The 14744-nt window shown below is 57.0% G+C and carries 15 protein-coding genes and 2 pseudogenes; 8 read left to right on the forward strand and 9 right to left on the reverse strand.

All coding sequences use genetic code 11. From position 1 onward, the window contains the following. Positions 1–490: 490 nt before the first annotated feature. The 3 genes from QMK51_RS14635 to QMK51_RS14645 all read left to right on the forward strand — a co-directional run bounded on the left by QMK51_RS14635 (position 491) and on the right by QMK51_RS14645 (position 3711). Positions 491–874 (forward strand): putative quinol monooxygenase, encoded by a 384-nt coding sequence (locus QMK51_RS14635; protein WP_064677642.1) that lies wholly within the window; start codon positions 491–493, stop codon positions 872–874. 110 nt (positions 875–984) lie between these two features. After that, complete coding sequence (locus QMK51_RS14640) at positions 985–1458, forward strand: (2Fe-2S)-binding protein (RefSeq protein WP_320390666.1); 474 nt, start codon at positions 985–987, stop codon at positions 1456–1458. Positions 1459–1470: 12 nt separating this feature from the next. Then, positions 1471–3711 (forward strand): xanthine dehydrogenase family protein molybdopterin-binding subunit, encoded by a 2241-nt coding sequence (locus QMK51_RS14645; RefSeq protein ID WP_320390667.1) that lies wholly within the window; start codon positions 1471–1473, stop codon positions 3709–3711. A 172-nt stretch (positions 3712–3883) separates the two neighbouring features. Here QMK51_RS14645 and QMK51_RS14650 read toward each other — a convergent pair whose 3' ends face one another. The 7 genes from QMK51_RS14650 to QMK51_RS14680 form a co-directional block, all read right to left on the reverse strand. Continuing rightward, entirely contained in the window at positions 3884–4762 is an 879-nt protein-coding gene (locus QMK51_RS14650; protein WP_320390668.1) for an AraC family transcriptional regulator, read from the reverse strand. A gap of 54 nt (positions 4763–4816) precedes the next feature. Next, positions 4817–5785 carry an XdhC family protein gene (locus QMK51_RS14655; protein ID WP_320390669.1) on the reverse strand — a complete coding sequence of 323 codons (969 nt, stop codon included), beginning with the start codon at positions 5783–5785 and terminating at the stop codon, positions 4817–4819. Between the two features lie 256 nt (positions 5786–6041). Beyond that, the gene (locus tag QMK51_RS14660; RefSeq protein ID WP_320390670.1) at positions 6042–6305 is read right to left on the reverse strand and encodes a DUF2255 family protein; all 264 of its coding nucleotides are present in this window, start codon (positions 6303–6305) and stop codon (positions 6042–6044) included. A gap of 82 nt (positions 6306–6387) precedes the next feature. Further along, positions 6388–7134, reverse strand: coding sequence for a YkgJ family cysteine cluster protein (locus QMK51_RS14665; RefSeq protein WP_320390671.1), 747 nt, complete (start codon positions 7132–7134; stop codon positions 6388–6390). Positions 7135–7356: 222 nt separating this feature from the next. Continuing rightward, positions 7357–7851 carry a heme-degrading domain-containing protein gene (locus QMK51_RS14670; RefSeq protein ID WP_320390672.1) on the reverse strand — a complete coding sequence of 165 codons (495 nt, stop codon included), beginning with the start codon at positions 7849–7851 and terminating at the stop codon, positions 7357–7359. 111 nt (positions 7852–7962) lie between these two features. Continuing rightward, positions 7963–9096: an NADH-dependent flavin oxidoreductase gene (locus QMK51_RS14675; RefSeq protein WP_320390673.1), complete on the reverse strand. Its 1134-nt coding sequence runs from the start codon at positions 9094–9096 to the stop codon at positions 7963–7965. Positions 9097–9213: 117 nt separating this feature from the next. Continuing rightward, a complete protein-coding gene (locus QMK51_RS14680) occupies positions 9214–10383 on the reverse strand; it encodes an aldo/keto reductase (RefSeq protein ID WP_320390674.1) in 1170 nt (389 codons plus the stop codon). 537 nt (positions 10384–10920) lie between these two features. On the opposite strand from QMK51_RS14680, the gene QMK51_RS14685 reads away from it, so the two are divergent. Continuing rightward, positions 10921–11751 (forward strand): SDR family NAD(P)-dependent oxidoreductase, encoded by an 831-nt coding sequence (locus tag QMK51_RS14685; protein ID WP_320390675.1) that lies wholly within the window; start codon positions 10921–10923, stop codon positions 11749–11751. Positions 11752–11860: 109 nt separating this feature from the next. Here the strand turns inward: QMK51_RS14685 and QMK51_RS14690 are convergent. Continuing rightward, positions 11861–12085, reverse strand: a pseudogene (locus QMK51_RS14690) (MFS transporter); the annotation flags it as partial. Positions 12086–12297: 212 nt separating this feature from the next. On the opposite strand from QMK51_RS14690, the gene QMK51_RS14695 reads away from it, so the two are divergent. The 3 genes and pseudogenes from QMK51_RS14695 (at position 12298) to QMK51_RS14705 (ending at position 13143) form a co-directional block, all read left to right on the forward strand. Continuing rightward, positions 12298–12585, forward strand: coding sequence for a DUF4198 domain-containing protein (locus QMK51_RS14695; protein WP_320390676.1), 288 nt, complete (start codon positions 12298–12300; stop codon positions 12583–12585). A 133-nt stretch (positions 12586–12718) separates the two neighbouring features. Then, positions 12719–12901 (forward strand): annotated as a pseudogene (locus QMK51_RS14700) (YeeE/YedE family protein); the annotation flags it as partial. Positions 12902–13014: 113 nt separating this feature from the next. Further along, entirely contained in the window at positions 13015–13143 is a 129-nt protein-coding gene (locus tag QMK51_RS14705) for a hypothetical protein (protein ID WP_320394588.1), read from the forward strand. A gap of 32 nt (positions 13144–13175) precedes the next feature. Here QMK51_RS14705 and QMK51_RS14710 read toward each other — a convergent pair whose 3' ends face one another. Next, complete coding sequence (locus QMK51_RS14710; protein WP_320390677.1) at positions 13176–14264, reverse strand: hypothetical protein; 1089 nt, start codon at positions 14262–14264, stop codon at positions 13176–13178. 191 nt (positions 14265–14455) lie between these two features. Here QMK51_RS14710 and QMK51_RS14715 point away from each other — a divergent pair, with 191 nt between their 5' ends. After that, positions 14456–14662 (forward strand): hypothetical protein, encoded by a 207-nt coding sequence (locus tag QMK51_RS14715; protein ID WP_320390678.1) that lies wholly within the window; start codon positions 14456–14458, stop codon positions 14660–14662. The last annotated feature ends 82 nt before the right edge of the window (positions 14663–14744 follow it).

Here is a 14744-nt window from a genome sequence, read left to right on the forward strand (position 1 = left end):
CAGGATAGGTGTTGAGAAACAGACCCGACAACTGCGCTTAAGAATATCGACTTATTACTCATATCCTCTTCCGAACGACCAAGGACTCGCCAAATACGGGTTGCTCATCCAGCATACGGAGGCGCACTGAATACCAGCCACTGCCACACTGGAGTCCGTCGGAGATCGCCATTCGCGATCGCTCGCACACCCGATGTGAATGGGGGCAAAACTGGGGGCACAATTAGTTTATTTCAGGCTAAAATCACCGATCTAGAGCCTAGTCAAAATGTTCTTTGGCGACCCTGAGAGTCTTTAGGGGTCGTCGGGCAGGCTGTTCGGCTGATCATTTCTGCCTTTCCACAAGCCATGGAGCTCCATTCACTTCCAGTGGTTTGCTAAATTGGGGGCACATCTGAGGGCATGCATTGGATGGTTTGAAAAGGACGCCCCCAGGGCTTGCTCAACGTCCCGAGAATGCCACATTAGTAGCTATCTGGAATAAATGCACATGTCGGTCCTGCGTATAGCTGTTGTAGTTGGATGCATTTGGGTAGGTTCGGTGTTGGCAGCGGAGCCGACCGAAAAAGTCGTGCGGATTGCACAACTCGTGATAGACCCTGCTCAATTGGCGGCTTACCAAACGGCGGTCAAGGAGGAAATAGCTGACTCTGTTCGCCTTGAGCCAGGCGTGCTCGCGATTTATTCGGTGGCGGAAAAGGACCACCCGAACCGCCTTCACTTCTTCGAAATCTATGCAAACGAAGCGGCCTACAAAAGCCACATCGCATCTGCCCATTTTCAGAAATACGTGAATACGACAAAGTCGATGATCGTGTCCAGAACGCTTATCGAAACCGACCCGGTGCAACTCAGCGCACAGCAAGGTCAATGATTGGGCAATTATTTGCTCGGATTGTGCAATCAGGCCCGCAGGCACAGCTCTATAGTTAGCCGTTATTAAGAGCAAGCTGCTGCTCACACATTCCGGAGAGCTGTCCTATCATGAGCGTCCTCACCATCAATGGCCGTGAATACACGGTTGACGTAGATCCCAGCACCCCCATTCTCTGGACCCTGCGTGACACCTTGGGGATGACCGGCACTAAGTTTGGCTGCGGCGCGGCGCTGTGCGGCGCCTGCACTGTTCATCTGGATGGTCAGGCCATTCGATCCTGTGTGACGCCAATAGCAGCGGCCGAGGGTCGCAAGATCACCACCATCGAAGCGGCGACAAATGGCAGCGACCTGGTCGGTGCTGCCGTGCATGAGGCTTGGGTCAAGCACGACGTGGCGCAATGTGGCTACTGCCAGAGCGGTCAAATCATGAGCGCGACGGCTTTTCTAAAAGTCCAACCCAAAGGCAAGCAACCCACCGCTGCCGAGATCGATTCAGCCATGGCGGGCAATATTTGCCGCTGCGGTACCTACGCCCGTATTCGCGCGGCGGTGGCGGATGCCGCCAAAGTCCTTGCCTGACCGGAGCTCACCATGCTGAACGAAATCTTTTCCCAAGAGCTTCCGCGTTCCCTGCAACACCTACTCGAACGCGACCAAGCCGACGGTGCCTTCACACTTCCACGCCGCAGTTTCCTCAAAATCGTCGGGATTGGCGGCCTGGCTCTGGGTGCCTTTCCGCACTTGGCGCTGGCGCAGGAAGCCACTGGCGGTGACGCTGCGCTGCTCAAACCGAGTCAGCAACCCTCTGCATTCGTGCAGATCGACTCCAGCGGACAGGTCACTGTAACGATCAACCGGCTGGAGTTCGGTCAGGGCGTTCAGACCGGACTGCCGATGATTCTCGCTGAGGAACTCGATGCCGACTGGAGTCTCGTGCGTAGCCGCAACGGCAATAACAACACGGCCTACCAGGACCCGGTCTTCGGCATGCACCTCACCGGCGGCTCCAATTCGATCAAAAACAGCTACACCCAGTACCGCGAACTGGGGGCGCGCGCTCGGGCCATGCTGCTCGCGGCAGCGGCCGCACGCTGGAACGTGGAGGTCACGCGCCTTAGCACTCAAGCGGGCATGGTGCTTGGCCCGGCAGGCCTTAAAGCGAGTTACGGGGAACTGGCAGAGGCTGCGATGGCGTTGCCCGTGCCCGACAAGGTCACGCTCAAGGATCCCAGGGATTTCCGCATCATTGGCCAGGCTACTACGCGCATCGATGCCAAGGCCAAGAGCAGTGGTCAGCAGGATTTCGGCATCGACATGCACTTGCCCGGACAGCTCACTGCCGTCGTTGCGCGCCCACCGGTGTTCGGTGCAAAAATCGCCTCTCTGGATGACAGCGCCGCACGCGCAATTAAGGGGGTAAAAGCCGCGTTGCGAGTACCTCTGGACGGCGGCGCCGAAGGTGTCGCGGTGATTGCCGATGGCTACTGGCAGGCGAAGCTTGGACGCGACGCATTGAAGCTGCAATGGGACCTGGCCACCGTCGAGAAGGTAGACAGCGAACAGCAACTGATCCAGTACCGGGCGTTAGCGGGTCAACCGGGCTTGGTCCACTTTGACGCCGACATGGCACCGCTTGCTACAGCCAAGCATCAATTGGAGGCAGAGTTCGTATTTCCCTACCTGGCTCATGCGCCCATGGAACCGCTGAACTGCACCGTGCAGATTTCCGATAAGGGCGCACAACTGTGGGTTGGCACTCAGTTTCCGGGGGGGGACAGTGCCGCAGCGGCCAAGGTACTGAATCTGAAACCCGAGCACATTCAAATCAACGTGCAAACGGCCGGCGGTGGTTTTGGCCGGCGTGGCGTGCCCACCAGTGATTTCATCGTGCAGGCGTGTGAAGTCGCTAAAGCCGCACGGTCAGTTGGGCTGAATGTTCCCATACGGACTCTCTGGAGCCGCGAAGACGATATCAAGGGCGGCTATTACCGCCCCATGCACCTGCATCGCGCGCATATAGGCTTTGACGACAGCGGCACGGTGGTGGCGTGGGACCATGCCTTGATCGGGCAATCGATCCTTACCGACACGATGTTTGGAGGCCAGATTAAGAACGGCATTGACCCGACGGCGACAGAAGGCATGCGTGACCCTTATCCCCTACCGATGCGGCTGACAGTCCACCATCCCAAGCTCAACGTACCCGTGCTGTGGTGGCGCAGCGTGGGCTCTACCCACACGGCCTTTGTGATGGAGACATTGCTCGACGAGATTGCGCGAACGACGAAGCAAGACCCGGTGGCATACCGAATGAAGCTGTTTGGCGAGCAAAGCCCGCGCCATCGCGAAGCGCTGCAATTAGCGGTGGACAAGAGCGGGTATGGCAAACGTCAACTGCCTGCCGGACACGCGTGGGGCGTTGCGGTCCATGAGTGTTTCAGTTCGGTAGTGGCTTATGTGGTGGAAGCCTCAGTGCAGAACGGTCGCCCGGTGCTGCACCACGTGACCGCCGGTGTCCATTGCAACCTGGTCGTCAACCCACGCAGCGTTGAGGCCCAAGTGCAAGGCGCGGCGCTGATGGGCTTGTCGATGTGTTTGCCAGGCAATGCCATCACCCTGAAAGACGGCGTCGTGCAGCAAAGCAACTTTGCAGACTTCAGCGTTCCGCGCATCACCGACATGCCCGAGTTCGCGGTCCATATAGTGCCAAGCGCCGAACCGCCCACCGGCATGGGCGAGCCTGGCTTGCCGGCACTGGCCCCCGCTTTTGCAAACGCCATTGCCAGTCTGACGGGTAAGCCAATACGCGAACTGCCTTTCAAGCTGGCATAAATCGACGAAGCGAAGCCAGACCCCGTCAACGTCACCCAGCGGTTCGAGGTGGGGGCGTTGGCCGGGAGAAATGAGGGGGGTTATGTGCCTGCCAGTGGATACGTGCGAGGGAGCCGAACAGGACGCTGCAAACGTCCTGGTTAGAGGCTCCTCTCACACGCCACTGATTCCGTCACAGGCGAATCCGCTTGATGTCGCGCTGAGGTGGTTCTCCGAACAGGCGACGGTATTCGCGACTGAACTGCGATGAGCTTTCATACCCCACCAGCCCGCCCGCACTGCTTGCATCGATATTTTGGCTGAGCATCAACTGGCGAGCCGCCTGTAGCCGTAATTGTTTCTGATACTGCAGCGGGCTCATCCCGGTCACGGCCCGAAAGTGTTGGCGAAACGTGGAAGGACTCATGTGCGCTTGTGCCGCCAGATCATCCATACGCAATGTCTGGCGGAAATTCACTTTGAGCCAGGCTAATGTCTTGGCAATTTGCTGGCTCGGTGAACCGGCAGCAATCACATGCAGCAGCTGCGGGCCATGGGTTCCGTTTAACAGCCGGGCAATGATCTCTTCCTTGATCAGCGGAGCGAGGGGCTCAATCCAGTGGGGCTCTTTGAGCAGGTCCACCAAGCGCCTCAGCGCATCCAGCACCCCCACATCCAAAGGCTGTACGGTCACGGGACGAAACGCGTCATCTCGCATACGCTGCGATAACCCCATGCGCTCGGCGACCTGCATCACGGTGGCGCTGTCGAGTGCCAGCATCATGCCGAGGAATGGCTTGAGCACGCTGGCTTGAGTGACATGGGAAGTGACCGGGAGATCGACACTGGTCACCATCGACTCGCCGGGTGTATAGGAGAGGACTTCACTGCCGACGATCACCTGCTTGCCGCCTTGCAAGGTCACGCCAATTCCCAGGCCGTAGATACAATGCATGGCCGCCGTAACGGCTTTACGCCGATGCAGGCTCAGACCGGGAATGTCGGTAATGCGGTCACCATCGCAAGGAACCAACTGGCTGACCGATTTAGCGAGACGCGTGATGTCAGTCATGACTTGGTCGTTTGACACATCGCTATTCACATTCAAATCCCAAAAAAACCAGACTTAGAGATGGGCACGGCTCACGCCGTTACTCACCCGAACAATGTCGGCCATGACCGCAAGTGCGATCTCTGCCGGGGTCTTGCTTCCCAGTTTGAGTCCGATCGGCGCATGGATGCGATCAAGCGCATCGTCGTCCAGCCCGCCGATTCGTCTGACCCTTTCCATGCGCTTTTCACTGGTGCGCCGGGAGCCCATGGCGCCGATATAAAATGCGGGTGTCCTGACGGCTTCGAGCAAGGTCAGGTCGTCAAGTCGAGGATCATGAGTCAAGGCGACAATAGCCGTCGCTGCATGGCATCCGCCTTTTGAAATATAGCTGGCGGGCATCACCTTCATTAGCTTTACGTGTGGCATGGCAAACGTTGAAGTCAGTTCTTCACGCGGGTCACACACGATCACTTCATAGCCCAGGGAGCATGCAAAACTGGCACAGAACTCGGCCACCGGTGAGAGGCCTGCGACCAGCAGGCGTCGGGCCGCCCCCACGCGAATGCGCACTTGATCAGCGTCTACAGCGACAGTGGCGTCGACACTCACACCGACCTCAATGTGTCGACGGCACGTTCCAAGGGCGATATGGCGAACCAACAGATGCTGCCCCTGCAGCGCGCGCAGCAACACCGCGAAGTGCTCCTGCGCGGCGCAACCAGGTTCGAATTTTTCTACCAGAACATCCAGAACCCCGCCGCAAGGCAACGCCCGCGACGGTGGCAATCCACTCTCGCCATAACGAACAATCTGGTTGAAGTCGTCAAACTCATGTCGACCAAGCCGTTGCAGAAAGTCGTCTTCCACGCATCCACCCGACAGCGAGCCACAGAACGCACCGGACGATAACGCGACCAACATAGACCCAGGGCCACGCGGCGCAGAGCCAAAGGTTGCCAGGACCGTACACAACCACACTTGATGGCCTTGCTCGATCCACTTGAGGGCTTGCTGAATGACCTGCACGTCAAGATTTTGCATGGTGGGTCTCAAACCGATACTTCAACGAAGACCAACGCCTTTTAGGCGGACGGAAGATCAACCTCAGTATGGGTCTTCGAATCTGGCGATAATTGCCTGATCAAACGACAATATTGCCTATTTTGATTAAAGACTTGGAGGTAGCGCGCTTGTAATCCTATGTTTCAGCGATTTCAACTGCTCAAACTGATGAAGGGCATTGCCGCATTCGGTGATGTGCACGAATAACCACCCGCAAATGCCCTGCCCGTCAGTATCAGGCACCGCCAGCCAAAGGCGTGATCCTCACGGTTGCGGCACGTGCTCGCTCACCGATCATGGGATCCAGGTAAGGACTGGCCCTGTACTTGGCACGGTAGGCGTCATCGATACGTCGATTAACGTCACCAGTGACGGCTTCAAAGTTGACCTTGCGCGTCATACCCGCGGCGATAATCTGTCCTGCCTTTTCGCGGACGGCGGCCTTGTACCAGCGTGAGGCGGTTCCACTGTAGGCACGTACGTACAGCGCGCCGTCCACTTCAACACACACCCCGCAGACCTAGATATTTCAATATATTTCAGAAATGAAAGCTGCCCGAATCAATCAGAACGCCTGACACCTACAGCGCATAAAAAATGTAGTCAGTTGGCAGCTGGTCATCAAACGCCAAGCCCACCTGGTGAAGCTGCTGGCGCAACGCCGGAGCATCGACGCGGACCTTCCAGTTAGAACGAGCAGGCCCCACTTTTCCAGCATCGTAGCGGGCAATCGCCTCGGCGAGCTGCAGTCGATCTGGCGAGTACACCGCCAGCGCATTTCCTTTCCATGCAGCCACGTTCAGCCCCAAGGTTTCACACAGCGCAATTTTTGCCTGCGCATCCTCTCTGTCAGCCTGGCGGGAGCGTTCAATCTGATCAGCAAGAACCGGATCAAAGATCCGATCTGTAAACAACACCTCACCCTCCTCCCAGACTTCGGGCGGGCAAATCTTGTTTTCCGGATCAAGCGCAATGAACGGATTGATCTCCGCCGGATATATACGGCACACCAGCGGCCGCTCTTCGTAGATACCGCAACGACCGTCATCGCCGAGGCTTTGGCATTGCACCAGCGCATTGCCCGCAAACACTGCAACGGCCCGCACATGGGAATTACCGCAAGGCACCTCGACTGCGCGTCCTGCGGCGTGGGCAAACTGTTGCGGCCCAGCAGTCCAGATGGATTGCTCAAACGCCTCCAGTATGATCGCGACCTCATGCCCTCTTTCCAGCCACTGCCTTGTCTCGTTCAACGTCAGTGGAACCAACCGCCCTTTGCAGCAGATCCCGCAGCCATTGCACGCAAACCGGATGCTGTTGTTTTGCATATCGCTACTCGCCTGTATGTTCGACTTTCCACAGAAACACCCGCCACCTGCCTACAGCGCAGGCAGGTCTTGAGGCACCTTGGGAGTATGTGAAATGCAGAGCGGTTGTGTTTGCTCGATCGAGTGGCATCTTTGCTCGATTCAAGCGATCTCAAATACGGGAGATTGAGGAGCGGCGGGAGCTACTCGTCGAGTGGGCTGGGCCTCCACACTGACGTCGATTCAGAACGCTACTTCAGACGGGGCAATCCCACACATTTCAGCGAGCACTTGCACCACTAAAATGTGGTCGCCGCGTTGTGGCAAGCCGGACACCGTCACAACGCCGACACAGCCGCACCCTTTGACCTGGATAGGAAAGCTGCCTCCGTGGCAGGCGTAGTCGCGTGACGGCAAGCCCATCAGCGCCTCCAGAGGCTGCCCCTCCTCTTCACACGACAAGCCCACGCCATAGGAACTTTTACCCATCATCTCGACAACGTTTCTTTTACGCCGCGCCCAATCAGCATTGCTTGCAGCAGTACCCGGCATGGCGTAAAAAAATACGGTTTCACGGGCAAGCCTGATCTCGATGGCCGTAGCCACCGCGGCTTTCTCACAGGTTATCTTGAGACGCTCGCCCAATGCCCAGGCCGAGTTTTTATCGAACGTCTCAAATTGAATAACGTGTTCCTGCAGCGCAATGCGCAGAATATCTCGCTGCCTATCCGTAGCCATATGCTGATTGCCTTTCTCAGGGTGGGGCTGGTGTCAGAAATGAGCCTAGAGCCCATGTGGCTGAGGCACGCTGACTGAGGTTCGCAGCTGCGCACCACGGCCAAATCTACGTTACGGTGCGCCCTGGAGCTTGAACCAACCCGTGGTGGCCTCGATTACGCCCCACAGTTTTGGCGGAATTGCGATCTGCGAAACGCGTGCCGGGTTCAGCGCCGTTTGAATCTGATCGTCGTGGCCTTTTTCTGCCAGTTCCACCCAGTCAGGATTTATGACAAGGCCCTGTCCAACCGCGACGAGCGACAGGCCGAGTTCAAGCGCTTCCTCGGCTTGGCGGGGCGTCTTGATCTGCCCGGCGGCAATCACTGGAATGCGTCCGTCGACATGATCCAGAATCACCTTCGCCGTGGTCTGGTCGCCCTGTCCGTCGACAGGCACCGTTTCCAGCACGCTTCCCAAGGAGACGTGGAGATAGTCGATACCGCTTTCGATCAGTCCATCGACAAGCACGCAGGTGTCGTCGATGCGCAATCCATTTTCGCCAGATTCATCTGGCGAAATGCGATAGCCGAACAGGAACGGTCGATCAGCGTGTGCCTTGATGACTCGATGAACCTCCTGAACAACCGCCAATGGAAAACGCAGACGGTTCTCTAGTGAGCCGCCCCACTCGTCATCGCGCTGATTGAACTTTGGAGAAAAGAAGTTCTGGATCAGAAATCCATGGGCGCCATGCAGTTCTATACCATCAAATCCTGCCTCGATGGCACGACGCGTCGCCTTACCAAACGCCTGGATAACGTCGTGGATTTCTTTCTTGGTCATTGCGCGCGGGGTAGCGGAAACGCTGAACGGCCCTGCGTCAATACTCACTGCACTGGCGCTGACAACGTCCGGCACCAACTCCAAAACGGCCTTGTTACCTGCGTGGAACAACTGCAGCACTGCCGTTGCACCACCGCTCTTCGCGGCCTTGGCCAATCGCTTGAGACTGGGAACGAATGTATCGTCGAACGCTGCAAATTCGTCGGTGAATCCAATACCGTTGGCGAGCACGTGCGTGCAACCGGTGATCACCAGACCGATACCGTTTACCCGACGCTGGTAGTAAGCAATTTCCTCGTCGGAAACAGTACCGTCCGCGTTGCCGGCCCACGTTGTCATGGGGGCCATCGCCACACGATTGCGCAACTCGATTCCGTTTTCGAACACAAACGGCTCGAACACCTTACGCGTAACCTGATTCATTTGAGTACCTGATACAAATGGGTTGATCAATGACGCCCTTCTCTACCCCGCGCCAAAACGCGCCGGGTGGAGGAAAATCGCTACTGGACGTCTTCAGCGGCTTTCACATTCTGACGGTCACTGGGTGACGTCGACGGCACGCATATGCATTGGGCTCATTCGACCACCGTGCACTTTTAGCTTTGCCAGAGCTGCATCCATTTCCACCAGTTCGGCGGCCGTCAGCTTCACGCTGACGGATGCCAGGTTCTCTTGAAGGTGATCGAGCTTGCGCGTGCCTGGAATCGGGACGATCCAGGGCTTCTGCGCGAGCAACCACGCCAGCGATATCTGGGCAGGAGAGGCATGCTTTTCCTGTGCGAACTTCCTGAGCAAAGTAATGATCGGCTCGTTTGCTGACAGGTTCTCAGGCGTGAATCGTTCAAACCCGGAACGTAAATCGGTGTTGGCGTCGAACCGTGTACTGCCATTCAGTGTGCCGGGTAAAAAGCCCATGCCCAGCGGGCCCCAGCACACGAAACCGATACCCAGTTGTTCACAGGTATCAAGTACTCCGTTGTGCTCGACGCTTCTCTCCATGACGGAGTATTCGGTTTGGACCGCAGTCACACGCTGAACGGCATGCGCTCGGCGAATGGTGCTTGCACTTGCCTCCGAGAGACCGAAGTGCAACACCTTGCCCTCTTTTATAAGGTCCTGGACCGTACCCGCAACATCCTCGATCGGTACGTTTGGATCGACTCGGTGTTGATAGTAAAGATCGATACGGTCGGTGCGCAGCCGCTTCAGCGAGCCCTCAAGCACCTTCCTGATATGTTCCGGGCGGCTATTGAGTGCGCCGCCGGCATCCATGTCGAAACCGAATTTTGACGCGACAACTACCTCGTTACGAAACGGGGAAAGCGCCTCACCTACCAATTCTTCATTGGTGTACGGCCCATACACTTCGGCCGTATCAAAAAAAGTGACGCCCTGTTCATGGGCCGTGCGGATGACCTTGATGCCCTGCTCTTTGTCTGCAGGCGCCCCATAATTGGCGCTGATGTTCATGCACCCGACACCGAGTTCCGAGACTTCCAGCGAACCAAGCTTGCGCTTATTTGTGACCCGCACTCCGCTCACTGAGCCGCCAGCGCCTTTTGCGCTATCCGGTGAGGCTGCCCAGGACAGCGGTGCAACACTCAAACCGGCCCCAACGACCGCCCCGCCAATCAAAACGTTACGGCGACTGAAACCTGGATGATCCTGGAATGCGTTTTCTGATGTGCCTCTATTATCCTGCTGCATGATCGGGTCCTATCTGTAAATTGCTGCCATGGGATAGACATTGGTTAAACCCGTCGATACCCCGGGTGAATCCTGGTTTCAGTATGCGGCGCACCTGCCGGGATCATTTGCCCGTTTTGTCGGCATCACTGCCTATTCCAAGGATTCTTCTGAGCATTTCAGACAGTCAGCGGACCGCGCGGTCGTTTACAGAGGGTGAGTCCGTAGCCTGATAAAGCCGCTGATTGACGAGCAGCATGACTCTACGGCTGCCGGCCGCGCAGTTGGCAAGTCATCATCGAACGACAGGATGCCCTAGGCCCACCTCGGCACCGATGGCGTGCGTCGACCCGCCGTTTAAATTCGTTGCTTTAGGCAGTATTTCAAACGAAGTCTGCAACCCGTCAAACAACCATAGAGAGACAATAATTCCTCATACCGGAGGCAAGCAGACGCACGTTCGACTGTCCTCGGCCGTTACACATGAGGAACATCGCACGGTGTCCTGCTCATTGCCGGAGCGCTGCGCCCTACCTCACGTTCAAAGAGGCACCACCGATGAGCAAAGTATGGTTTATCACAGGTACAACACGCGGCCTGGGCACCGAAATCGCTAAAGCAGCGCTTGCGGCAGGCGATAAGGTCGTGGCTACAGGCAGAGATGCGCAGGCGGTGATTCAAGCTGTAGGTCACCACGACGAACTGCTTGCAGTGGCGCTGGATGTGACGGATGAAACACAGGCAGCGGCAGCAATCAGGACTGCCGTTGAACGTTTCGGCAGGGTCGACGTTATTGTCAATAACGCGGGCTACGCCGTTCTCGGTGCCCTGGAGGAACTCTCCGACTTCGAGGTTCGTGAGCAGTTCGACACGAACGTGTTCGGACTGCTGAACGTGACCCGAGCGGCATTGCCCGTGCTTCGCGCACAGGGACAAGGCCACGTGATCAACACTTCCTCTGTGGCTGGCTATCACGGTGGTGTGGGGGCCTCGGCCTATTGTGCGACCAAATATGCGGTCGAGGGCATCACTGAATGCCTGGCACTTGAGGTTGCACCCTTGGGTTTACACGTGACTGTTGTCGAGCCCGGGTATTTCAGAACCGAGTTCCTCAGCACGAACTCCGTACGATTCGCGAAGCAGGTCATTGAAGATTACGCAAAGAATCCAGCCGGCTCGCGTGAAGCGGTCCTAGCGGTACATGGCAAGCAAGCCAATGATCCGAAGAAGCTGGCGCAGGCCCTGATTATCTTGGCCCACACTGAAAAGCCTCCACTGCGCTTCACCGCTGGCAGCGACGCTATCGGCTATTTAGAAGACGAACTTCAGAAGCGTCATGAGGAACTGGCGGCGTGGCGTGATCTCTCGGTGTCTCTCGCTCACGACTGATATCGTACTGTCCAACGCGGGGCTCTGAAAGGCATTCGGTTCGCCATTCAGTTTTTGCCCGCCCCGCGCATTGCCATTTCATGGTGGGTTGTTATCAAGTCATAACCGCTCAAGTCTTGGCAGGCGCCAACTCAGACCGCCGCGCACCGCGAAAGGCAAACATGAACACCAGCACCACACCCAGGGAAAAGAACGCCGGGAACAACCAGATGCTCTGCCACTGGTGACCCGCAGGGGTGGCGTAGTAATCAGAGACATGGCCCGCGACCCAGAAACCGATCAGCATGCCAACGCCGTAGGTGGCCAGGGTAATCAGGCCCTGGGCCGAGCTTCTTCCCGAGGCCGCGCAGGCCTTCCGTTTCATTGGGGGCAAAAATGGGGGCATCACTAGTTTTTTACAACCTGAAACCACCGCCCTAGAGCCAAGTCAAAATGTTTTTTGGCGACCCTGAGAGTCTTTAGGGGTCGTCGGGCAGGCTGTGCGGTTGATCATTTCCGACTTTTCATAGGCCATGGAGATCCATCCATTTCCAGAGGACCGGTACATTGGGGGTATATCTGAGGGCATGCTTTGGATGGTTTGAAAAGGATGCCCCCAGTCTAAGATCAAACTGGACGGGCAGCGTATTCCGCGCCGTGGTACTGGCCGATGGCAAGCCCGCGCCCTTTGCCGAAGTCGAGATCGAATACCTCAACCACTCCGTCGATGTCGAGAACAATGCTTTCGGCCAGCAAGACTACGTCACGGCACCGCAAGCCTCGTTCAAGGCCTTGAGTACCTACACAGACGACCAGGGCGTACTGATCATCGGCCTGCCCCGGGCCGGCTGGTGAGGTATTGCAGCGCTCAATATAGGTAACAACAAAACCTACAAGGGCAAACCATTGTCCCAGGATGCGGTGTTATGGGTGCAAGCGCGGGACATGAAGTAAACGACGTGCAACCACAATGCTTCACCCTGTCCCTATGACAAATGATGATATCGATACGGGTAATCACTTTAGGTTCAGGCAGCACTCGACATTAGCATCTCCATTCACTTCAGCCCCCTGGGCGTCGCTGTTTGGCGGCGCACTCATCGGCGTGCCAGCAGGCCTGTTCCTCCTGCTGAACAGCCGTACTGCCGGTATCAGTGGCCTGCTGGCCTCACCCTGGGTCTGGTCGAGCGCTCCAAGCGCCTGGATGCGGCATTTGCCGGCCAAGCGCCCGACCGCGAACGCTGGTTCCCGCTGGAGCAGCCGGACGCCGCACGCGGCTATCAGATGTTCGCCCTGCCCTACGCTGGTGGCGGCGCTTCGGTGTATCGCCAATGGCAACTGCCTGGGCCTTGGAAGCTGTGCCCGGTGCAATTAGGGCGCGAAAGCCGCATCGCCCAATACGGCGCTGCCTAGCTCAACGCGACCGGGTTCCGGCGAAGGAACCCTCAATCGCCAAAGCGTTGAAAAATCCAAGGCAATTGCTCGGGTTGGTAGCCGTTGATCTTTTCTCCCACCGAGATAAGCGCATTGTTGACGCTGCGTGGGGTAGTGCCCATTCCAGGTAGTTTTTCCGCCGTAACTCGGCAGGCCTGCGCTTTGCTGAGTCCCTGGTCATGGTGAAGATCCCAGGCGAATAGCCCTCGAATCAACGGCGCAACGCTGGTGAGTGTCTTGAACAATTTATGCGCCTGTACAGGCTCGAATAAGTCGACAAAATCCGTGGCCGGCGACGGTTCGTCGAGCAAGCGTTGCAGTCTGACGTAATCGCCTTTTGCACGGGCATCCGCTAAACGCCGTGCACGAATCATTCCTCTGCCGGAATAAGCGGCGTTCACGATTTCCCTTCTGGATGGCGCTGGAGTTTCGGAGTCAAACACCACAATTACACTATCGGTGACCCGTTTGCCGTTGATGATCACTTCATCCACGTCAGTGGTGAAGCTCCTGACACTGCGATTGGAAACAGGGATGGGAGACTGCCCGGGGCGGTTATAGAACGTATGGACCTCAATCATCCGTGGCGGCTCATGGTCCTCGTCCATTCGGCTCTGCTTGCCATGGTATGAGAACTTTCCGGTGGTGATACCCATTTCCTCACGCCCGGCTGAAGAGTTGATGAATACCCACCAATCCCACATCAGCTCAAGTTCGTTTTCTACGGCCAGGTCGGCAAGTCGGAAGCCCCGCGTGAACTGCAACCTTGACCAAACTTCATCAATCTGGCTTTCGAAGCGATTCATCGTGTCCCGCAACAACTGAGCCTGGTGTTCGTCATCAGCCCCATCAGCCGGGTCGTACTGCCACTGAAACGCGTCCAAAAGGATCGCAGCCCCCCTTATGCCTTCGATGGGCTCATCCATCACTTGGCCGGGGGTATCGATGGCCTGGGCTATTTGATCATGCAATTGAACAAGCATCCGGTGTGCATCCCCGGTTACCAAGCGCTCTTTGCGCTTAGCGAGCTCAATCCAGAACAGTTTGTCCCACTTGTCCTTTGTCTCGACTTCGTCATCCGTGTATTCGTCTGTTCGCATAAATCACACCATGCTGGGTGCTACCCAGGTTGGGATGGCCGATAAGCAGCAGAGTGAATAACCTGCAACCGGCTAGCTCACTCAAACTCCAAATCCGGGGTTTACAAGGGGCTTGCGTACAGAAGGAGCGGCCCAAGCCACGCCTTCTCCTCACACCATCAACATGACGCGAGTCGAATACAGAGGTCCCTATGTTTGGTTTTTTCTCAGGCATCCAGAAAGAAATAAATCGCGGCTTTTACGGCCAGCTTGCCCGGCGTGACCAAGACGCTTTCTTGCAACATCTCTATGACAAAGGCTACTCAGTCCCGGAGATCAGCAAAGAAATGGCGGTCACTGCCCCCAACATTTACAACCGCATCACCGCGCATCGCGGGCGCGGCCCACAAGCCAATTGAGCCTGCTTGGCCGACCAGGTGAAACCACGGGCTTGCGCCTCGAAAGCAAGCCCGTATCCCCGCGCGCTTGCGCCTTAACGCC

The organism is Pseudomonas sp. P9_31 (assembly GCF_034008235.1).
Lineage (GTDB): Bacteria > Pseudomonadota > Gammaproteobacteria > Pseudomonadales > Pseudomonadaceae > Aquipseudomonas.